The sequence below is a fragment of the Lacrimispora sp. genome (genome assembly GCF_047605665.1).
GTDB lineage: Bacteria > Bacillota > Clostridia > Lachnospirales > Lachnospiraceae > Lacrimispora.
In genome coordinates this window covers 1-19,435 of the sequence record NZ_JASGFH010000007.1, presented here as the reverse complement: position 1 = coordinate 19,435, position 19,435 = coordinate 1, and the positions used below count along the sequence as shown (strand labels likewise).

Below are 19,435 nucleotides of genomic sequence, written 5' to 3'. Positions count from 1 at the left end.
TGCTATACACGGTATCTGCAAGATGGATTTACATTCCTATTCTTATAAAATTTTTTTAATACTCTACTCTCGCCCAAAATACCAAGAATGTCTGGCAATATCCTTAGGATTCTGCATCATTATCTCATTCCTTTGATTATCCCATCTTTCCACAATGCCATATAACCAATTAAATTCATAGCTTTTACTAAATCTCTTTCCATCCCTCCAACTTATAGCATTTATAGCCAAATGTATATGTATTTTATCTGTATCGAGGTGTATACCAAATGCCGTAATATATTCTTCTCCGTATAGATTTGCAATATATTGTGCTAATTGAAAAGCTTCATTTGGCATTACATCCTCATCTGCGCTAAACACGATTACACGATGCATAAGCAGGTTATTTTTACTTTTACCATATGCTCTGTTATTGGCAATCATTTGAGTTGCAACACAATTAGCGTCAAGTTCCTGGCTGTGAATACCAAAGAAATGAGAACACCCCACAAAGTCACCAATCATATGCCCCGGACGTTTTTGATCTTCCATTGTTTTACAAATGTTAAAGATATAAGCAATACAATTTTCTATATCCTCCTCTGTATCATATTTTATATGATTAGCTTCATTTACTCTCTTAATAAAAAACATGCTTTCATCACCTTCTCCCGTATTTCATCTAAGCTGACTTTATTATTACATTGCTCTGCCCTTACAACAGCTTCATGAATTTCAAGTATACTCTTATAAAATTGATTACTCTTATCGATGACTTGCACCGATTGATTAAATATATTTCTCCTGATATAATCACTTCTGTTCATATTAGCCTGAGTTGCTAACTCATCCAACAACCTGATTTCTTTTTCTGTTAGTTTCACACTGACCGTCTTCATTTCCATGTTATATTCCTCCTGCCGGTATTTAGCAAGAAGGTGGGCGCGTACTACGCACCTCTCCTTCTTTACTTTAATGTTACAACGTATTATAAAGTTAATTATTATCATTTAAAGCATTTTATTACACATATTCATAATTCTCCCCCCTCCCTGATTTAAAAATTGCTTTTTATAATTTTACATTGGTCAATCAAAAATAAATTCCATCTGGGCTGCAACTTCTTCATGGGAAATGATACTTCGGAGATAATGATGAGTCGTATGCAGATTACTATGCCCTAAAAGTTTCTGAATTTCAGTGTCTTTCACACCGTTCTTATGTGCAATAGAAGCAGTAGAAAAACGGAGCTTATGGGAAGAACGATACTCAATTCCCAGTTCTTCACAACACTTTTTCAAACGTCGGTTAAAAGTTACAGTTGCTAAAGGACTTCCGTTACGGATAAATATATACTCACTATCTGAATTCAGGCAGCGGACTTGATTTATTATTTCCATCGCTTTAGGAGTAAGCGGTATAAAGCGTTTTCCCTCAGCCGCATGACCCTTTATATCTTCGATAATCTTTTTTTGATCATTAACGAAGCGGCATATGTAAATTTTATTATCCTTTATATCTTCCCACTTTAGACCTTTTAATTCACCAATACGTAAAAACAGATAGAAATCCAGTTTGATTGTCAGTGAATAAAAATCGTCTCCAAGATGATTAATAATCCGTGTTCTTTCTTCCTCCGTATACGGGCTCACATCATTTTCCTCCGATTTAAATGAAAATTGTCTAAAATTAATATCATGTAAACAGTTACGATCAAGCACCTCGTTTTCTACAGCCAGATAAAGAATTCCATTCATAATACTCTTTAAGTCATTAAACCGCTTACGGGTGATCTTTCGGTTTTTAGTAATACTACGAAAATACCGAATATAATCTTTAACAGTCAATTCCCTTAACGGTCTCTTAATTATCTCATGATCTTTGAGTAAGGAATTCCATAAATACCGGTTCTCCTTTATTGTCTTTTCCGTAACACTATCCTCCTCTGCTCTCCACTTCATCCATATTTCAAAATATGCTTCCATAGTAACTGTGTTAGTCTTAAAAAAATGCTCATGCAGTTTCTCTATTAATCCTATATAGTGGATACTGCTTATGCCTTTCCGTCTTACAATCAGATAAACTCTTCCGTCATCCGGTCTGAATTTTATTTTCGTGAGATCACAGACTTCTTTTATCTGTTTCTCTTTTTCTCTGAAGCTTAGTATTGCTTCACATACCGCTTCGGTCACCTTTCCGTCCGGGTATAATATTTGTCTTTGTAGTTCTGAAATAAAATTACTTAGTTCTTCCGAAGGTGCTGGCGGTTTACTCGTCAGCAGCCTTACAATTTCTTTATTAAAATTTTTGTATAAACTTACTGAACGACACACCGCTATCACCTCCCTTTTTTATATTGTTATTTAGCTGATTTCATCAGCTTCCCGGAGCGATTTAACTACTAATATGAAGTAATTTTTAAGGGTCTCTCTAAGGTAACCCCATTTATTAATAACGGGCCACTTCCTATAAACTCTCCTCTCTGTAGCCCTCTTAAAATCTGTTCCCAACTCCTGACATCATCAGGCTCAAGCAGCCTTGCAATAATTCGACTTTCATTTCCAGGTGGCCTAAAATAAATTTGAAGTCCCGATTGCATTAAACGTTTCTGCTGAGATCCATTGAAATACATAGTTAAAGACTGGGTTATAAGAATCAGATTCGTATTAAATTTTCTCCCCTCTGATAAAATTTGTGCAATTGTGCTCTTATTCCCCAGAGAAATCACATGAAATTCATCAATGCATATGTATAGTCTTTCAAATGGTATTTTCCCCAGACTTACTCTGCCCCAAATGTACGATAGAATTACTTCCGCCACATCAACCTGCGTTCCAGTATCGAACTGAGACAAACGCACCATATTTATTTTGTTTTCTTGAATAAAAAGGCTTCCATCAACAAATATATTATGCTCAATTACTCCTTCCAGTTTATATGCCACGCTAACTGCCGAATCTGTATTGCAAGACAACAATGGTTCACTTAAAGCTTTAATCCCCCTTTCCCTATATAAATCGTTAGCACATACATACTCAACAGCTGCTTTCAATGCGGCTTTCTGTTTGAATTGTAACTGAAATGCTTGAGCAAGCATATTGGTAACAGATAAAACCGTTTCTGAAAAAGTTTCGTATTTCTGGTCCGAAAGTCGCATAGGAGTGAACAGTGGACATGGAATGCCAGAATCATGGGCCTTAACCTCATGGGAGTTTTTTATAAATTCTTCCCGGAACTCTTCTGGAATTTTATCCGTATTCATGGCCTGATGCAAATCTATCGCAACAATAGTTCCTCCTTCCTTAATAATTTGCAATAACATCTTTTCGGCAAAAACTGTCTTTCCCGCTCCGGACTTTCCCAAAATAAGGGTATGATCATTAAAGCTGTTTTCTGAGTTAAAGTAAACTCCTTTATTCCTAACTTTTCCTAGCTGTATCATTCTCATCTCCCTCTATGCCACTTAACTGAAGCAGTGGTATATCTCCTGTCTGATTTATCTTGTCTAGCCGAAACTTTAATGCCCGTATACGCTTCATTACTCCATAAACATTCCAAATCACAACTTTACTGGTGTAGGCAGTGCTCTGGTCACAAACTAACAGTCCCTCCTTGTTTAAGATTTTCTTTATTACTGCTCCTATCTGTATATTGCGCATAGGCTCTGTAATCTTTTCAAAAATAACTTCTGGAATATATAAAAATTCCTTATCGCAGAAAATGCTTCCGTCCACGTCTTGCTCATATACCTCTGATGTGGGATAAATCCTCACGCCACTATTATTTCCAATCCAATCATGTAGTAAGGAAATAAACACCTCAGCTACGCCGGATTCTTCTCTTGCATTCTCATCCATATCAATCAGTTCTTTGCAGACCTTTAAATATTCTTCCAATAGATCCTCTGGGTCTTCCTGAAGTTGGCTCATCTTAGGAAAAAGAAAATATGCTGCGCACATTAATGCTCCTTTCATCGAATTTCTTTCCTCAATCTTCTGAATAAATCTACGAACAATTTGATGCTGGTTCCAAAATTCATTAATTAACTTATCCGCTTTATTAACACTTATATCCTTGAAAGGAATATCCTCTGCAATATACCAAAGGAAACAATAATTCCTCCAATTTTCAGGTATTGTAAGCTGAAAAAATATTAAAGGTATAGCATTAAAGTCCCGTTCATCAACTTTACCCGTTAACGCTGCAGTAATTGCTATTTGCAATATTTTCTTAGACTGAGGGCTATTTGTATAATAAATAAAAACAAACTCTGAGTTAGCATCTGCAAGCATTTTTTCGGAGATCTTCGGTTTTGAATCCGTAGACAGTATCTTAGGCTTTGAAAAAGTAGAAAGATGGTTAATTATCTTTTCTGCCTCTTCTATGGATGGTACCACACATGCAATGGGCTTCATTAAATAACCCTGATACTTTATAACAGGATAATTAAGCGCCAGGGAAAATAATATATCCATCTTCATGAGTATATTTCCCATTTTTAACCTCCCTCCAAATCAAATCGTTTTCGGAAATAAAATACCACCTCTTTTTGTAAATAATCCAACCGTAAGCCATAGGAATAAGTTTTACTTTAGCCTCTTTTAAAATAAAAGCTTCAAAGGTAATGGAAATTTCATTCAGCTTTCTTTGGCTAATATAAAACGTAACTCCATTGCGCCGCATCTTACTTAACAGCTTCCCTCTTCCACATTCCTCCTCTGGTATACTAATCTGATAAGTATTTTCTCCTATATGATAAGTAACAACATACATTGAGTTCTCTAAGCTAGCGCCAGTCATTGGTTTGTACATTATAACCTCAACTTCTGACTTTTGAATATTACACAATTCCTCTAAGTTAATGGCACCATTAAGAGAATATACTTCAAACTGAATCTTCCCTCTTGCATTCCAATAAATATTAGTAGGACTCAAATTGTTCCAAATTCTGTTACCTTCTTTGTAGTCCTGTTTCTTTTTAAAGTTTTCAAAGTCAAGATTATTCAGTTCTCTTCTCTTTTCTATAGCATTGTGTGCCTCATGGTTACTCTTTATAATAGATTCTAAAGTTTTTTGAGTAATACCAAAGCCATTATAGCCATATGATGGATCGACCGCTTGACTAGGATATATAGCACCATTTGGCTGGAATACATATGGAAGCTGTTTATTGTCATTATCTGGTACTTCCGTCATAGTTTTTCACACCTCTCTTTTAATTATATTAAGGAATCATCTCCATTTCATAAGTATATAATTAAACAGTAAACCAAACTGTAAAACGCTTCTGGCTAATTAAGAAACGCCTATCAGTTAAAATCCATTCCCCCTCTCGTCTTTTAAGTTAATCCTCATACAGCCTTCCCTCCTTCGAATTTGATTTATATATAAAATTTATCACATTTTTTATATAAGATATATGAGTAAAATAATTTGATTTATTTTATAAAAAAGTATATAATTTAAAAATAATAGGCCTTTAAAATATATTTATATAATTAAATGGAGATTTTATATGAAAAACCTTTTCTTTAAAAACCAATCAAAATTTGAAGAATATGCAAATGAGGCTATGAATACGCTTATGTATTCTTTATTAATGGAACCAATAAAACCAATTGAAGAGAGCCAAGATAAATGGATTGAATATGCTATTAACCAATGCAGCGATGTATGTTCCTCCGCAATCTTTTACAGAGGCAGCTATAACTTTTTTGGCGTAACTGAAGATGATATTTTTTCAGCATATCTTTTTAAGGAAGCAAAAAGTACATTTGATGATCTGGGGATTCTCTTTGGAGGAAAAGAATCTGATCAAAAAAAGCCTGATGACTTTTTTCAAAATACAATATTAATGCACTGTATTATGTCTTCTTATGATACGGTTATACAATTACTAGCTTCTGAAGGTGAAGTTACATCATATTCTCTTATAAACAAAATAAAAGATAAGGGTTACAACGAATTAATAAATTCTGGATTAATAACAAAAAGCTTTAAATGCGTACGAATTAAAAACAAGAAATAGAGAATCCTTCTTCTAAAGCTAGTGGATTGGAAAATAAAATAAAAACGCATTGCAATTTATTAAAAAAATACAATTTTTTAAATTCCTTTTATTTTGAGGAAAAATTGAGTTCAGCACATTCTGATTTATTTTACAAACTTATAAACACTGACTTAAGAGATTTAAAAAATATTTTAAAATTATATGATAGTAACTATACATATACAAAGAAGAGTATCAAAACCAATTGGAAAATAGCAGAGAATTTTCATAATCAATTGACGCCAATTGATTGGAATGATCCTGAAGCAATAAGTTCCTCAAATAACATTACTGATGATTTATATATGACATATAAAATGGAGAATATCTTTGGTTTGGAATTAGCCAGTTGTATTGCTCAAAACATCAATCAATTAAAGCGCCATAAGAAACCCTATCCTGATGGAATAAATGAAGTTAAAATTTTAGCACTCATAAGCAGGCTTCCAAATATATTTTCAAGAAACCTATATTTTCAGTATGCAATAGAAGCTCTTTGGGGCAGTAGAGAAGCTAAAGGAACTTTTTTTAAGGACATTCTAAATCCAGAATCAGCAGCCGATCAGGGAGTAAAATCCCCTTTTAATTTTCACGACTGGTTGATAGAGTATCAAAAATTCTCCATCTTTTTTAGTGATTTTGTGTTCCCTATATATGAATGGTATTTTCTTTCAATACTTTTAAAAACTGCCAGTCACCATAAAGTGGAAGATCAAATAAGCACTTTACAAAATCTGCTTTCAGAGTACATAGCCCAAAATTATAGCCAAATCATACATCAGAGTTATAAAAATTATAAATTTTTATTGCCAAAAGGATTACATGAAATTAAGAAACCGTTTTCTATAAAAAGTGATGCAGAATGCCCTAATATTGTCCCTATACTTTCCGCTTTTAAAACAGCAACACAGGATGTTAAAAGCCCATTGCTTAACCTTAACAGATTCTTTTGTATTAATCCCTATAAGAACAGATTAAAATACAATTACATTATGGGACAATATATTACAAGTGTTGTCGAGAAGGATGCCCAAGTTTAATTAAAAACCATTTAATTTCCTTACACTTTTTCATGATATTTGTTAATATATATTTCTTTTTTTCAAAAAGTTGGGCATGTGCTTTATAAAGCCCCCCTAAATTTTCTTTTATATAAAGCAGTGCTTCAAACATTTTTATATTACTTCTATAAAATAGGTATGTTAGTTAACAAGAAACTATTTTAGCCAGTATCAAAAATGATACTGGCTATTTTACTATATCTCTTATTTAGGAAAAGGGTCATTCAAAACCAACTATTAGCACTACTATAATATCTATTTATTTTATATTACTTTTAAGGGATATAAATAAGAAAAATCACTTTTTATCAAGTATATAAATTTTGTGGTGCAACTGCAATTATCTTCTTGAGGAATATGTTACCAAACTCAGAAGATGCAGTGAGGCCCTTGTGGGTGAATGGATGAAATCCTTCACCATCTATGAATATATTCCTTATTTGTCATGGTGGCAAAGGGAATAGGCGAAACGGAACAGTAAAGGTATATTTCTATCATTCTGCCCTACAGGATAACCGTAATAAGCACGGACATGATTTTCACGCAAAGGCTCACAAGGCTTGTTTCCATGACAAGCAAAAGCAGTTCGGGGATTTCCATAGCGTCAAGTCCGACTTGCATAGACGACAGGGCGGCAACAATATCAATATTGATGCTGCCGCCGATAACACCCTCTGCACCTGATACAACATGCTGCGCCATATCGAACACCGCCATAGCGATAGTAAAGGTATGGGTAACGAGATACACCGCTACCCATGCTTTGAAAAACCTCGTGACCCTGGAACGGTATCCACTTACGGATTTTCTACTGGTCATTCCTGTCGGCCATAGCAGCCTGTTATTATGGCATACATATACATCGCCTTCTTCCCCAGATACCTCATGTTTTCCCGTCTGCTGATATCCTTCTTAAAGCTTCTCTTTTTCCATTTTTCATAGAGCTGGGGTTTTATATAAGGAGTCTATCCGGTTTCTTCCAGGTAACATAATTCTCTTCCTTCTCACATCCGTCATCTGCTGTTATGCTGGGATAGCGGTATCCGCTTCTGTTTTCCTGTTCCTTTAAGAAGGGGATCCGTGTTCCATAATCATTCCGATCCTGAAAAATACCGGCACTTATGACAAATTCGCTGTCCACTCCAATCTGCACGTTATAACCCGGTTTTAACTGGGCATTTCTCATATGATCATCTTTCATGTGCATAAAGGTTGTTATTTCCTGTTGTAATTGTTTTAATATTCTGTGCTTGTGATAGTTGATATTGCTTCGGGAGCAATCATACATTTTTACAATTTCTTTTTCCTTAGTGCCCGCAAAGTAGAACAGCAATATTAACTCTCATTTTCTTTCAGACAGTTGTAACAAATCCATTTCTAAACACTCGTTTTCAATGCTTATACAAATTCTCCAACGTGAAATCAATGTATGGGTAACATGGTAAAATCGTTATTCAGACTTGGAGGTTCTTGATTATATTCTTCCATGAGATAGTCAAGGGATGTTTCACCCATAGTACCCATGATGGTTTCCGCATGGTCTTTATATAGGGCTTTCAACTGGCTCTGTGCCTGTAAAAACAGGCATAGGGAAATTTCCCGTGAGTAAATGACCGCACAAAGTTTTTCAAGCTGTGGAATCTGCCCCGTGTTGGCGGCCTCGTCCCATAGCACCCGCACATGATGGGGCAATCTGCCCCTATGTACCGTGTCTGCCCGTTCACACAAAAGATTGAACATTTGCGAAAAGGCAAGGGCTACGATGAAGTTATAGGTGGTGTCCATGTCGCTGATGATAAAGAAAGTTGCGGTTTTCCTGCTCATCATAACGCATAATTTCCCGAAGCTGTCCAATGTCAAACGAGGCCAATCTGGCCTCTCAGAAGATAAGGATACTCTTTGAAGTCTTTCCAGAGATAAATTGTCAAGGACTTTTTCATCAAAGTACCAAAAAGCTCTGCAACGAAAAACCAATTCCGTTACAGAGCTTTTTAGTTTAATGTCAAAACCTAGTACTTTGAATAAACGTATAAATCTTAATGCGAAGTTACACGGTCATACAAATACTCTATTTTTTTAATTTCTACATCATGTACTGCTACAAATTCAAATAGATTTTCATCGAACACAGCTATATTATTTCTACCAGTTTCCATTGTGCTGGTAAATTCAACACCAGAATAACCTTTGCTTTTAATAAACTCTGTAATATATTGTGTTGGTAAGTATTCAAGCGAACTATCATTTCTTCTGAGTGGTTTTGCAATTTCTTTTGCAATATCACCAAATACCTTAGTGTTTGCCGCTAATGATTCTAATCCACTAGAATATAACGCAGGGCTAATGTTATTTAATCCAGAAATATTAACAACATGAATATCTCTTTTTAAGCGAAAGGAGCCAACACTCACGAAGTCAAAGGCACTAGCTCTTACCTCGCTAAGTGCCGTCTTTTCATCTGAAGTCAAATAAAGCACAGCGATTCCTTCAGGGTTTACACGTCCAGATTTTCTTTTCCCGATGGGGGTGCTCCCATTTCTGCCGCTGTCTTATATCCATGTCCATCACTCCATACTCTAGCACGAAAGAAAGTTGTTCCTTTAGCATATTTGGTTATTGAATAAGACAAAAACGAGACGAACCGGTCAGCCTTAAAATATCCATTGTAGAATCTGTTCTTTGTTTTTATAGCTTCTGAAAACTCTCCCCATGAATGCCCTGAAAATATTCCATAATTCTCAATATAGGCGTGCGGAATCTTTACATTAACATTATGATTGTATTCACGATCTCCCAAAATTATACTACAAAAGCCTTCCACGAGCTTTTGAGCAGTAGAGAGCGTCCTGTTAAAGATACACCAATCATTGATGAGCACATCAAATAGCGGCTCACCATCATCACTTCTTCGTAAACATTGATAACGCCAGAAATTAAATCTGATAAGTCTGAAGATGATTCCATTGAGTAAATTGTAGTATTCTTTTGTCCGCAAAAATCACAATCACCTATTTGGTTATTTGTTTTTATGATTGCACGAATCTGTGCGTCCTGAAAACATTTGGCACAGCAATTCATGCATCTAACCTCCCATCAAGGTATTTTCCCATTAATTCAAGATGATGCATGATTGATAATTTTTTCAATGTCGGAAGTCCGGGGTATGTTCTATTGCTATAGTGATTTAACAATGTCTGCAAACCAATGGTTATCTGGCGTTCTTGCCCATTGGTGTACCAATTATAGAGTTTTGAAACTGCTTCGTAAAACTTACCTGCTACGTCAGAAATGTCATCGTTAGAATCAGATATAAAGTGTTTTATTCTAAGTGAATCAGCCTCTGCAAAATACACAATATGAATTGCCACTGCATAAGGGGCAAAACCCGACTCGATATACTCATCGCCGACTATAGAGTAGTCTCCAAACCCTGTATAATTATCATCTCTATAATATAAATGGTCATCAGAAAAGAATTCATCTTCGGGATAATCAGCATTTCTACTCTGCTTGTTAAAACGATTTTCAAAAAGCACCTTATCTTTACTTATAGAACGTCGAATTATCCTTTCATCAGGACAAAGAGTATATCTCGGTAAAGTTTCACTAAATAGGTCGTGATAAACATCCAGATAATCTCTATTATTGAGAACCGCCAGTATATCGTTTTTTTGCACACCCTTTTGTGCTAACTTAATCATAGCGGCTTCTGCGCTCTCGTTTAAAAGCACAGAAGGAATTGCCGTTTCACTTGTTCCAAGTCTATCAATGAGTTGGTTAATTGTTTCCGCTTCGTCTGCCAAATCTCCAACATTAGGATTTAATATTAGACCAAGAGGTAGATTAGAATTTTTAAAAGCAGCCAATGAGCTGTTTAGTGCAGGAATGAGCTTCACAGGTTCAACAATCGGAGTAACGGAACAGGTTATTAATTTGCTAGTCGCAAGTTCTTTTAGTGCAAGTAGTTCGTATTGCCTGCCTCTAAAATATGGAAAATACATTTTCTTACCTCCCGTATCTTGTTTGAAGTAACTCATTCAATTCTGGTAACTTTCGAATGAGTCCTGAAAAATATATCACTGATTTTAGTTCTGATCGAATATTTCCGAATTCCTCTACCGTTATTTTGTTTCGTTTTTTCAACTCTTGAAACGCTAACTTTTGAGCGTCAATAATCGGAATTCTCTGAAAGTATTCAAGGCAATTCTTAAAATGAAAGACGGGGTCTGATTGTGGAACTTGACCGAAATAGCGAAAAAGAACACTTTCGTATTCCCGCTTCCTTAAAAGTTTAAAGATATTAGTATGGTCTAGCATATCGTGAAATGCTACCGGTTCTCGACTACGCTCTTTATTAAATATAGTACTCTGTTCCGAGAGAACATAAATTCCGACAGCAGCACCCATATCACCAAATGTTGATAATACTTCCTTCACTTTTTCCAGTTCGTGAATGGAGGCTAACACTGAAACTTTGCTAAATGCTCGGTAATAATCGGATAACTGGTCATTTAAGCGGTCAAAATTGTCAAGGTCAGATTTGATTTCATAAACTCGTCCTTCGCCATTAATCATAACAAAATCGGCTATCGAATGCCCGATATGCACTTGTGAAAAAGCAGTTGTTGTATTTACACTGTGAATACCATCAAGCAATTTATTTAACAGGGTGTTCATGTAATAATATTCATTACGCTGCTGTTTTCCGAGGTGTGCATATATTTCACTAATCAATTCACCATGATTCTTGCTTTCAGGGTCATTAATGTATCGTTTTACCACATAGTCAAATATATCATTACGTTTTCCTTGGAGCAAGTCGCAAATGACTTTACGAGTGAAAACACGATTTATAGCTCGGCTACTATCAGCCATCTACAACACCTCCTCGTATTGATTTTATAAAAATATGGTTAAGATACCTCTCAAAAGCGTTGGAAGATATCCAAAGCACTAAACACCGTGTTTTCACGGCATACCTATACATTTTCATTTTATCACAATCCCTTCCGAATGTCATGTGTTTGTGCAAAAGTTTCATTTTAAGGCATTTACAACAATAAAAATAATTGGATAGATTTTGAAACGCTGTTTGAATCAAAAGGAATGCAGAAAAATTGCTGGTGTATGGCTTGGCGGCTGACAAAAGAAGTGCAAAAAACAATACTCCAGCTTGCCGAAAGGAATATATAAAGAAACGTGTAGATAATGGTATCCCCATAGGCCTTTTGGCCTATGCAGGTGGTAAAGCTGTCACATGGCACTCGATTGGTCCCAAAGACAGTCAAAATAATAGCTTGGGTGGGAATACTGCTCTTGAAAACATGTGGTCTTTGACATGCCTTTTTGTATTTCCTGAATATAGGGAAAAAGGTGTTACACATTTACTTATCGAATATGCAAAGGAATATGCAAAAAGCAACGGAGCACATTATCTGGAAGCGTATCCAGTAGAAAGAGATTCACCCAGCTATCGACATATGGGATTTGTTGAACCATTTGAAAAAGAAGGCTTTTTATTTACTGGTATGGCTGGAAGCAGACGTAATATTATACTGTGCGAATTGTTGTAATTGTTGATAAATCAGCAACAGTTATCAAAAGCAGCCTAATTCTGTTATTTGTTTGAGGCAAGGGGGGCGCTGCCCCACAAAAGCCGCCGCACCAGTGAAGCCTATTTTGCCGTAAAATAAAATGAGTCAAGACCACCGGCTTAGTCGGTAGCTTGCACTACCCCTATCAGGAGTTCTTACCTGCCTACGCCTGGAAGGCGCACTGAGAGGTCTGCCAACTGCGCCACATCCTCAGAAACCCATAAAAGGGCCAATTCAGTTCTACCTTATTCCGGCTTTGACCCAAAAGGAGCTTGCCGGTTTGCTTCGCTTTCCTACCGACTCTTAAGAGCCCTATTTCTTGCTTTTCTTCACCGGCTCACCCGTAAATGGATCAATGTACTCTACTAGTATCATCTGGTCGTACTCCAAATCTTCTTTAATCTGATTCTGGATATACGTTTTAATTGCAACTGTATTCTTCCCCACTGTATCCACATAGTACCCACGACACCAGAAATGCCGATTCCCATACTTGTACTTCAGATTTGCTTGCTTCTCAAATATCATAAGGGGACTTTTTCCTTTTTAATATCCTACTATCTCTGATACTGAATATTTCGGGGGAATGCGCACCAGCATATGCACATGGTCTGGCATACACTGTGCTTCTATTATCTCAACTCCTTTCCTCCTGCATAACATTCTCAGAATTTGTCCCACATCTGCTTATATATCTTTATAAATTACCTGTTTCCGATATTTCGGTGCAAAAACCAGATGATACTTGCATTCCCATTTCGTATGGGCTAAACTATTAGTATCCATTTTGTACCTCCTTTGCTTTTATATTTGTGGTATGCAGACCTACATTTATTCTAGCACAGGAGTTACTTTAATCTAAAGATATTTCCTCCCCCTGCATAGCAGGAGGGATTTTTACTGTGATACCAAAGAACGGTAAAACCCTTGTAAACAAAGGCTTTTTACCCGTTCCTATAAACACTTGCAAGAAGTTATAAGACGATTTTCGTCTATAAAATCAATAAAAAATAGTATAATTTTTCTCACTCTCATAAGATGACTTCAGGGCGGTTGAGGGATAGAATAACGCCGAAAACCCTTGCAAACATTATGTTTTATGGGGTGTCGGAGTTTTTTCTATTCTCTTAATTTGTGGTGCTTTTTTTCTGAAATGGTGCCCAAATTCCATGCGGGCATATAAAGGAATATAAGAACCCGTAAAAGATATAGCGGTTAAATCTCCATTTCCTTGTGCTTTTTCTTTGCTGTGTTTTTCTCCTTTTTTGCTGCCGTTTCCTTTGTCTGTGCCGAGTCTGCCTTTTCCAATGCGCCGTGATATGCCTCAAGGACTTCTTTTTTGCATTCAAGGCGCACGTCCACATAACGTGTGGTAACGGCTTCAAAGTTCATAGACAGCCCAAGGGATACTCCAATATCCGCAAGCGTATGTCCTAAGACTTCGCCCACCGTGTAGAAGTCGCCCGTCAGTTGCTGCATATTTGTAGCTGCTGTATGCCGCAAATCGTGAAAGCGAATGTGTGGCATTTCCAGTTCTTCAAGCATTTTTCCAAACTGTGAAGATACCCAGGTCGCAGAGATAGGCGCACCATCGGGCTTTGCTACAACAAGGTCATTGTCGTAGTAAACCTTGCTTTCTTTTTCTGCCTGTTCCTTTTGCGCTTCCCGCACAACAAACTGTTTGAAAAAAAGAAACGGGCAAGGTCGGTAATAACCTGTCCGTTTAACCGCTGTACAAGAGGGGCATATTCGCACTCCAGTCGGAAATGTAAATCATATCGTCTGTAACAAGAAAAGCGTTTGTGATTTCACGCTTCACCGTAAAGGATTTACCGCTGCCCGGTGTGCCGAGGATTAACCTGTTTGGATTTTTCAGCCACTGGCGGTCTGCCATAATCATGTTGTTAGACAGTGCATTTAAGCCGTAGTAAAGGGCTGCGCTCCTTTGGAAAAGCTCCTGTGTGATAAAGGGAATAAAAATAGCGGTGCTGCTTGTCGTCAAGCCCCTTTGCATGGGGATAAGATTTTACCCAAGAGAGATAGAGGACATAAAACCCACTTCCTGCAAATAGTCAAGGCGGGGCAGAGCGCAGTTGTTTTTCTACGCAATGCCCACCGTGGCGAATATATCATTTTCCAGTTTCCACTTTGTGTCCGCCATGTTTACCGCAAGGAACGCCAGTAAAACATTCGCTCATTGCGGCTTTGTAAGTCCTGCAACAGATTTTTCGCTTCGCTGCCATAGGTGGCAAAGTCTGACGGAATAATATTCATGTCATAGCCGCTGCGGACAGCCTTTTTTGTTCTTCGATTTTCACTTTTTCAAGCTCGGTAATCTTACGCTTTATGATCTTGATGGCTTCGCTTTGGTCGATACTTTTAATATGAAGATTGACCATAAACCCATTTTCAAGGTCAAGAATATCCGTAAACATACGGTCGTTTAACTCCGGCACAAGGATTTCAAGGAAAGATACCGCACCGATTTTCTTACCTATACGGAACGTGCGCCCCTCACCAAAACGTAACGAGGACGGAGCGATAAAGTCCTTTGTGGACAGCCGGACGGTACAAGCCAGTTCCAAGAGAAGCAAAACGGCTCGCCCTCCGAGTGGAAAATCCCGTGTAGGGTCTGCAATCGTTCCTGTCCCGTCATAAGGTGGGCAGATACGCTAAGCACCTTAAAATTGTTCAGTACGTCGGTTTCAATACGGGAAAGACGGGCTTTTGCGACGGTCAAATTATCCTCTTCAATGGAAAAGGTCATGTACTTTGCCTTTTCATGTCCGTTGTTGCCTTTTTCAAGCTGATGTTTGAGCATATTCGCTGCGGATAGAGTTGAAAGCGTCGTCCTGTGTGGGGATTTTGATTGATGAAGGAAATCTGCACCGACACGGAAGTGTCAAAGTAGTTGAGAAAATTGCACCAGTTTTCAAAAATGGCAGTCTTGTCGCCTGCCTGTGCAAGCTGATAGTTTATATCTTCAAAGACAATGCTTTTGGAGTATTTCTTTTCCGTTACCCTGCAAATCCCGTCCGGATACATTTGCATATAGGGTATGGTCTGCTGCACCGTGTGGGGCTTTCCGTTGCCCTTTGCCCTCTCAATAAGGGCAGCGATTTCTTTCTTTTCCCTGTGAGTCAATCTGCGTTTAGTTCCGGCGCAGCTTTTGGGTCTTGTATTTGTCGTTGACAATAGACGATACCTCCTTTTCCAGTGTTCTCTGCCGTTCTAAAACGGCGTAAAAGTTTTCGGTTTGGTACGTGATTTCCTTTGATCGGATAAATTTTGTCTGAATGATGTTTTTTACAACAACCTCAAGGAGCTGCCCGCGTTTTCCATACATAGCCAAGAGGAAGCAGGGAAGCATGACAGCAATCATTGCAAATGCCGCCAGGCTTGTTCCGATACTTCCTTTGAGCAAAAAGAAAAGCGGTAGTCGCATGACAAAGGCTGCCGCAAAACAGACAATTTGCCGCTTCATTAGATTGAGAGCGACTTTGGTTTTGATTTCGGATAGGTCTTTCGGATACATAGGCCATAATCAAGATCTCCTTTCTGCGCATAAAAATAGAGCATTGTAAAACAACGCTCTATCATAATATAAATAGACTAATTGAATAAATTTAATTGTACATTATCGCTAGAATTACTTTCACTTTGATATACAATCTCTAAAAAAGTATCTTTGTTTTTTAATGCTTCTTGAAGCAATCCTTGTTTTTGTAATGATACATAAATCGCGGCTGCCTCTGCTTGACAATTTATAGATTTTTGAGGATTAAAAACAATATCTGTAAAAGCATTATAATCTAATAGTTGTTCTGTCAATTCATCATATAAATGAAGTGCATTTATATATAGCCAATTATAAAAATAAGTTTTGGGTTCGGCACTAAATATATTGCCATTAATACGAAACGCAATGATTTTGCCACTATTTTTTAAACGCTCATCTTTTTTTGCGGCTCTTGATGAAACATCTAGCAAATCTTTATATGGTCCTCCTTTTTCAAATACTTTGCTAGCTTGAAATGCAGATTCTACAGAAAATTTTTTTCCATTTTTTGTTTCAATCATAAGATTAAAGGCGCTTAATTTTATACCTAAATCATCTTCTGATTTGCTTGAGATTTCTAGAATTTTTTTTTCAGTATTTTTCTTTAAATATGCCTGATGTAGACTATTAATGCTTTTCTTTTTTTGTTTATCAGAAAAGCCACTAAAGAATTCAAATTCTACGTTTTCTCTAATGCAGTATCGCTTATCAAGCGATACTGCAAAAACGGGTCTGTTTGCCATAAAATATTCTCCTTATTTTACCAAAAATCCCAATCTTCTCTATATCTAAAAACAGTATTATTAACTCCTGCCTCTATACCATTTGGTATGGTATTTTTATATCTAGCTAAAATTCTAGTATTCTCGAAATACACATTATCAATATAACTAATAGGTATTTCTCCGAATACAAGAACTTCTGCTTGTGGATTAGTAGGATACCACTTTTTTATACTTAGTTCTTCACGTTTAGGATAGTTAGGTCTATTTTCAAACAATTCTAAAAATGCATCTGTTCCCATTCTTTCATTAATAGGAGTATTATACATGGTGGAATTACCAGCATTTGTCCAGCAATATGCGCACTGATAGTCACATAAAATTTGTGCATTCAATCTTAACACTACCCAGTCTACATCTAAATCATCTTGCCTTAGTTTATAAAACATCTTATAATTAGGAAATTCTATGGAAGTGCATACAGCATTCAAACAATCATCGTATCTATAATCATCATTAAAGCAACTATGTATATTATTATCTTCCAAAATCTCTCTAGGTAAAAGCCCATAGCTAAAAATATTGGGTAAGTTTTCGGCTTGTGTAAAATGATACAACCTATCAATTTGACGTTGCTTTAAAATTTGTTCCATAGAAATTCCCCCTCGCACCTTTTATTAACAAATATTATACCACATTTTAATGAATGTTGAATATAGATTTTGCAAGTGTGCCAGATTTAAATAGCGAAAAACAGAAAATAACGGTATCGGCTGCAAGAGAAAATATCGCGCTGTGTAGATTGTCTGCTATTATCATGTCGTTTACCAAAACCGCGTAAATACCAACGCATATCATAATGAGAAAGCCTTAAAAGCCAAGGGCAAACAGGCTTTTAAGTTAGTTGTTTCCAGTCTGTCCCCATTCCTTATTTGTCATGGTGGCAAAGGGAATTGGCGAAACGGAACAGTAAAGGTATATTTCTATCATTCTGCCGTACAGGATAACCGTAATATAAGTTTAGCACCTAGTATACTATGTACCATCTTACGCATGTAAAAAATACAATTGCACTTTTTAATATACAGTGCTAAGATAATCACACTGGCACACATATCACTATGAACATAAGATCAAAAGAAAAACAACTAACAAAGGTCTGTGATTTATCCAAAATAAAAATCAGACCGGATGATGGACGAAAGTACTTTATTGTCCAAAGAAAAACCATAAGCAGCAGCACTTATGAAGGATTAATAGACAAACTATACGATCACTTCTTTGGAGCCGCTGCCGCCACTATGGAATCATATTTTGAAACCTGGATGGAATGGAGAGAAAAAGAGACAAGCGTAAGCAAAAAGACACTTAAAGAGAATCGTATCCTATGGAATTCTTTACTGAAAGACCAGGATATAACCCTGATTCCTTTAAGAAACCTAACAGCAAAGGATTTGATTGCCTATTTCAGGACCATAACAAAAGGCCGCCAGATCACGAGGAAACGCTTCAATGATTTGAAAAGTATTATGAATGGGATTATTTATCTTGCAGTGGAAAATGATATTATAGAGAGGAACTGCCTTAGAGATATCAATTATAAGCAGTTCACCTACAAAGCAGAATGTACCAGTATTAGCCCCTATACTGAGGAAGAACGCTTGCAGATTATCGATCATATCGGTGATGATTTTTATTCCTTAGCTATAAAGCTGGATTTCTATCTGATTTTACGAATAGGGGAATTAAAGGGATTAAGATGGGATGATATTTCCGGTGACTTTCTGCATATTCAACGCTTTGTAAATGATAAAAATGAAATCATTGAAGACATCAAAGGCCATGCAAGTGAAGGCAGGCGTTACATGCCATTGACTCCAAAGGCTAAAGAAATACTGGAAGAAATTCGTCTTCAAAATCCGAACAGCCAGTATATCTTTATACGTAATGGACAGCCTCTGTCAACCGCAACCTTCAACCGCCATTTAAAAAGGTGCTGTGAAGAGCTCCATATTGAATACCGCTCCTCCCACAAACTTCGCTTCTCCACCGCCTCAATCATGTACAAAAATGGAATGGAGGACACCGAACTCCAGAAACTCCTGGGCCATACCAGTCTCACCATGACGCACCACTATCTTCGGAACATCACTTCTCAGGAGGAAACAGCATCAAAAATGAGGGCAATCCTGGATTGATGGCCCTCAAATGTACCAAAAATGCCCACGCAAACAAGCGCAAACACCAAAACTACAAAGCAAAAACCCCAGAAACCCTTATTTTATCAGGTTTCTGAGGCTTTCATCAGAGAGGCGACAACCAGATTTGAACTGGTGATCAGGGTGTTGCAGACCCACGCCTTACCACTTGGCTATGTCGCCATAAAATTATAAAACTGAAGTAACTAAATCAATGACCCCAACGAGATTCGAACTCGTGTTACCGCCGTGAAAGGGCGATGTCTTAAC

General features: G+C 37.0%; 20 protein-coding genes, 1 tRNA gene and 5 pseudogenes. 4 read left to right on the top strand and 22 right to left on the bottom strand.

The features are described 5' to 3' along the window. Nucleotides 1-63: 63 nt before the first annotated feature. The 6 genes from QM657_RS07220 to QM657_RS07195 all read right to left on the bottom strand — a co-directional run bounded on the left by QM657_RS07220 (nucleotide 64) and on the right by QM657_RS07195 (nucleotide 5,178). Nucleotides 64-636, bottom strand: coding sequence for a relaxase/mobilization nuclease domain-containing protein (locus QM657_RS07220; RefSeq protein ID WP_415065924.1), 573 nt, complete (start codon nucleotides 634-636; stop codon nucleotides 64-66). Beyond that, entirely contained in the window at nucleotides 615-887 is a 273-nt protein-coding gene (locus QM657_RS07215; protein WP_415065923.1) for a DUF6290 family protein, read from the bottom strand. The genes QM657_RS07220 and QM657_RS07215 overlap by 22 nt, the downstream gene beginning before the upstream one ends. A 183-nt stretch (nucleotides 888-1,070) precedes the next feature. Beyond that, nucleotides 1,071-2,315, bottom strand: a complete 1,245-nt coding sequence (locus QM657_RS07210) for a tyrosine-type recombinase/integrase (protein WP_415065922.1) — start codon at nucleotides 2,313-2,315, stop codon at nucleotides 1,071-1,073. 68 nt (nucleotides 2,316-2,383) lie between these two features. Continuing rightward, nucleotides 2,384-3,424 carry an ATP-binding protein gene (locus QM657_RS07205; protein ID WP_415065921.1) on the bottom strand — a complete coding sequence of 347 codons (1,041 nt, stop codon included), beginning with the start codon at nucleotides 3,422-3,424 and terminating at the stop codon, nucleotides 2,384-2,386. Further along, nucleotides 3,402-4,478 (bottom strand): hypothetical protein, encoded by a 1,077-nt coding sequence (locus QM657_RS07200; RefSeq protein ID WP_415065920.1) that lies wholly within the window; start codon nucleotides 4,476-4,478, stop codon nucleotides 3,402-3,404. The genes QM657_RS07205 and QM657_RS07200 overlap by 23 nt, the downstream gene beginning before the upstream one ends. Next, nucleotides 4,429-5,178, bottom strand: a complete 750-nt coding sequence (locus QM657_RS07195; protein WP_415065919.1) for a hypothetical protein — start codon at nucleotides 5,176-5,178, stop codon at nucleotides 4,429-4,431. The genes QM657_RS07200 and QM657_RS07195 overlap by 50 nt, the downstream gene beginning before the upstream one ends. Nucleotides 5,179-5,497: 319 nt before the next feature. Here QM657_RS07195 and QM657_RS07190 point away from each other — a divergent pair, with 319 nt between their 5' ends. After that, complete coding sequence (locus QM657_RS07190; protein ID WP_415065918.1) at nucleotides 5,498-6,010, top strand: hypothetical protein; 513 nt, start codon at nucleotides 5,498-5,500, stop codon at nucleotides 6,008-6,010. A gap of 26 nt (nucleotides 6,011-6,036) precedes the next feature. Then, nucleotides 6,037-7,071 (top strand): hypothetical protein, encoded by a 1,035-nt coding sequence (locus QM657_RS07185; protein ID WP_415065917.1) that lies wholly within the window; start codon nucleotides 6,037-6,039, stop codon nucleotides 7,069-7,071. 450 nt (nucleotides 7,072-7,521) lie between these two features. Here QM657_RS07185 and QM657_RS07180 read toward each other — a convergent pair. From QM657_RS07180 to QM657_RS07145, 8 genes and pseudogenes are all read right to left on the bottom strand, one after another. Further along, a pseudogene (locus tag QM657_RS07180) lies at nucleotides 7,522-7,860 on the bottom strand (VirB6/TrbL-like conjugal transfer protein, CD1112 family); the annotation flags it as partial. A gap of 184 nt (nucleotides 7,861-8,044) precedes the next feature. Further along, nucleotides 8,045-8,293, bottom strand: coding sequence for a hypothetical protein (locus QM657_RS07175; RefSeq protein WP_415065916.1), 249 nt, complete (start codon nucleotides 8,291-8,293; stop codon nucleotides 8,045-8,047). 311 nt (nucleotides 8,294-8,604) lie between these two features. Continuing rightward, nucleotides 8,605-9,007 (bottom strand): annotated as a pseudogene (locus tag QM657_RS07170) (TraM recognition domain-containing protein); the annotation flags it as partial. Nucleotides 9,008-9,128: 121 nt separating this feature from the next. Continuing rightward, on the bottom strand, nucleotides 9,129-9,560 hold the full coding sequence (locus QM657_RS07165; RefSeq protein WP_415065915.1) for an RES family NAD+ phosphorylase: 432 nt from the start codon (nucleotides 9,558-9,560) through the stop codon (nucleotides 9,129-9,131). Between the two features lie 26 nt (nucleotides 9,561-9,586). Beyond that, nucleotides 9,587-9,889 (bottom strand): hypothetical protein, encoded by a 303-nt coding sequence (locus tag QM657_RS07160; RefSeq protein ID WP_415065914.1) that lies wholly within the window; start codon nucleotides 9,887-9,889, stop codon nucleotides 9,587-9,589. A gap of 2 nt (nucleotides 9,890-9,891) precedes the next feature. Then, on the bottom strand, nucleotides 9,892-10,170 hold the full coding sequence (locus tag QM657_RS07155) for a hypothetical protein (RefSeq protein WP_415065913.1): 279 nt from the start codon (nucleotides 10,168-10,170) through the stop codon (nucleotides 9,892-9,894). Beyond that, entirely contained in the window at nucleotides 10,167-11,093 is a 927-nt protein-coding gene (locus QM657_RS07150) for a sce7725 family protein (RefSeq protein ID WP_415065912.1), read from the bottom strand. Before QM657_RS07150 ends, QM657_RS07155 begins: the two co-directional genes overlap by 4 nt. Before the next feature lie 4 nt (nucleotides 11,094-11,097). Beyond that, nucleotides 11,098-11,967 carry a sce7726 family protein gene (locus QM657_RS07145; RefSeq protein WP_415065911.1) on the bottom strand — a complete coding sequence of 290 codons (870 nt, stop codon included), beginning with the start codon at nucleotides 11,965-11,967 and terminating at the stop codon, nucleotides 11,098-11,100. Between the two features lie 257 nt (nucleotides 11,968-12,224). Between QM657_RS07145 and QM657_RS07140 the strand changes: the two genes are divergently transcribed. Next, complete coding sequence (locus QM657_RS07140) at nucleotides 12,225-12,665, top strand: GNAT family N-acetyltransferase (RefSeq protein WP_415065910.1); 441 nt, start codon at nucleotides 12,225-12,227, stop codon at nucleotides 12,663-12,665. Nucleotides 12,666-12,998: 333 nt separating this feature from the next. On the opposite strand, the pseudogene tnpA reads toward QM657_RS07140, so the two are convergent. From tnpA to QM657_RS07105, 7 genes and pseudogenes are all read right to left on the bottom strand, one after another. After that, a pseudogene (tnpA, locus tag QM657_RS07135) lies at nucleotides 12,999-13,472 on the bottom strand (IS200/IS605 family transposase). A 429-nt stretch (nucleotides 13,473-13,901) separates the two neighbouring features. Next, on the bottom strand, nucleotides 13,902-14,357 hold the full coding sequence (locus QM657_RS07130) for a tyrosine-type recombinase/integrase (protein WP_415065909.1): 456 nt from the start codon (nucleotides 14,355-14,357) through the stop codon (nucleotides 13,902-13,904). Nucleotides 14,358-14,395: 38 nt separating this feature from the next. After that, a pseudogene (locus QM657_RS07125) lies at nucleotides 14,396-15,881 on the bottom strand (VirB4-like conjugal transfer ATPase, CD1110 family); the annotation flags it as partial. Next, nucleotides 15,838-16,221 carry a PrgI family protein gene (locus tag QM657_RS07120; RefSeq protein WP_415065908.1) on the bottom strand — a complete coding sequence of 128 codons (384 nt, stop codon included), beginning with the start codon at nucleotides 16,219-16,221 and terminating at the stop codon, nucleotides 15,838-15,840. The pseudogene QM657_RS07125 and the gene QM657_RS07120, both read right to left, overlap by 44 nt. Nucleotides 16,222-16,298: 77 nt before the next feature. Then, entirely contained in the window at nucleotides 16,299-16,988 is a 690-nt protein-coding gene (locus tag QM657_RS07115) for a DUF6977 family protein (RefSeq protein ID WP_415065907.1), read from the bottom strand. Between the two features lie 17 nt (nucleotides 16,989-17,005). Continuing rightward, nucleotides 17,006-17,620 carry a DarT ssDNA thymidine ADP-ribosyltransferase family protein gene (locus QM657_RS07110; RefSeq protein WP_415065906.1) on the bottom strand — a complete coding sequence of 205 codons (615 nt, stop codon included), beginning with the start codon at nucleotides 17,618-17,620 and terminating at the stop codon, nucleotides 17,006-17,008. 46 nt (nucleotides 17,621-17,666) lie between these two features. Further along, a pseudogene (locus tag QM657_RS07105) lies at nucleotides 17,667-17,981 on the bottom strand (hypothetical protein); the annotation flags it as partial. Between the two features lie 107 nt (nucleotides 17,982-18,088). On the opposite strand from QM657_RS07105, the gene QM657_RS07100 reads away from it, so the two are divergent. Next, a complete protein-coding gene (locus tag QM657_RS07100) occupies nucleotides 18,089-19,165 on the top strand; it encodes a tyrosine-type recombinase/integrase (RefSeq protein ID WP_415065905.1) in 1,077 nt (358 codons plus the stop codon). Nucleotides 19,166-19,277: 112 nt separating this feature from the next. Here QM657_RS07100 and QM657_RS07095 read toward each other — a convergent pair. Beyond that, a tRNA-Cys gene (locus QM657_RS07095) sits at nucleotides 19,278-19,348 on the bottom strand. Between the last annotated feature and the right edge of the window lie 87 nt (nucleotides 19,349-19,435).

Bases quoted from the DNA above. Each gene is read 5' to 3' on its own strand.
- QM657_RS07115 (WP_415065907.1), bottom strand. From the start codon at position 16,988: ATGGCAAACAGACCCGTTTTTGCAGTATCGCTTGATAAGCGATACTGC.
- QM657_RS07200 (WP_415065920.1), bottom strand. From the start codon at position 4,478: ATGGGAAATATACTCATGAAGATGGATATATTATTTTCCCTGGCGCTT.
- QM657_RS07110 (WP_415065906.1), bottom strand. From the start codon at position 17,620: ATGGAACAAATTTTAAAGCAACGTCAAATTGATAGGTTGTATCATTTT.
- QM657_RS07190 (WP_415065918.1), top strand. From the start codon at position 5,498: ATGAAAAACCTTTTCTTTAAAAACCAATCAAAATTTGAAGAATATGCA.
- QM657_RS07205 (WP_415065921.1), bottom strand. From the start codon at position 3,424: ATGATACAGCTAGGAAAAGTTAGGAATAAAGGAGTTTACTTTAACTCA.
- QM657_RS07175 (WP_415065916.1), bottom strand. From the start codon at position 8,293: ATGAAAGATGATCATATGAGAAATGCCCAGTTAAAACCGGGTTATAAC.
- QM657_RS07150 (WP_415065912.1), bottom strand. From the start codon at position 11,093: ATGTATTTTCCATATTTTAGAGGCAGGCAATACGAACTACTTGCACTA.
- QM657_RS07215 (WP_415065923.1), bottom strand. From the start codon at position 887: ATGGAAATGAAGACGGTCAGTGTGAAACTAACAGAAAAAGAAATCAGG.
- QM657_RS07145 (WP_415065911.1), bottom strand. From the start codon at position 11,967: ATGGCTGATAGTAGCCGAGCTATAAATCGTGTTTTCACTCGTAAAGTC.
- QM657_RS07155 (WP_415065913.1), bottom strand. From the start codon at position 10,170: ATGAATTGCTGTGCCAAATGTTTTCAGGACGCACAGATTCGTGCAATC.
- QM657_RS07220 (WP_415065924.1), bottom strand. From the start codon at position 636: ATGTTTTTTATTAAGAGAGTAAATGAAGCTAATCATATAAAATATGAT.
- QM657_RS07195 (WP_415065919.1), bottom strand. From the start codon at position 5,178: ATGACGGAAGTACCAGATAATGACAATAAACAGCTTCCATATGTATTC.
- QM657_RS07120 (WP_415065908.1), bottom strand. From the start codon at position 16,221: ATGTATCCGAAAGACCTATCCGAAATCAAAACCAAAGTCGCTCTCAAT.
- QM657_RS07100 (WP_415065905.1), top strand. From the start codon at position 18,089: ATGAACATAAGATCAAAAGAAAAACAACTAACAAAGGTCTGTGATTTA.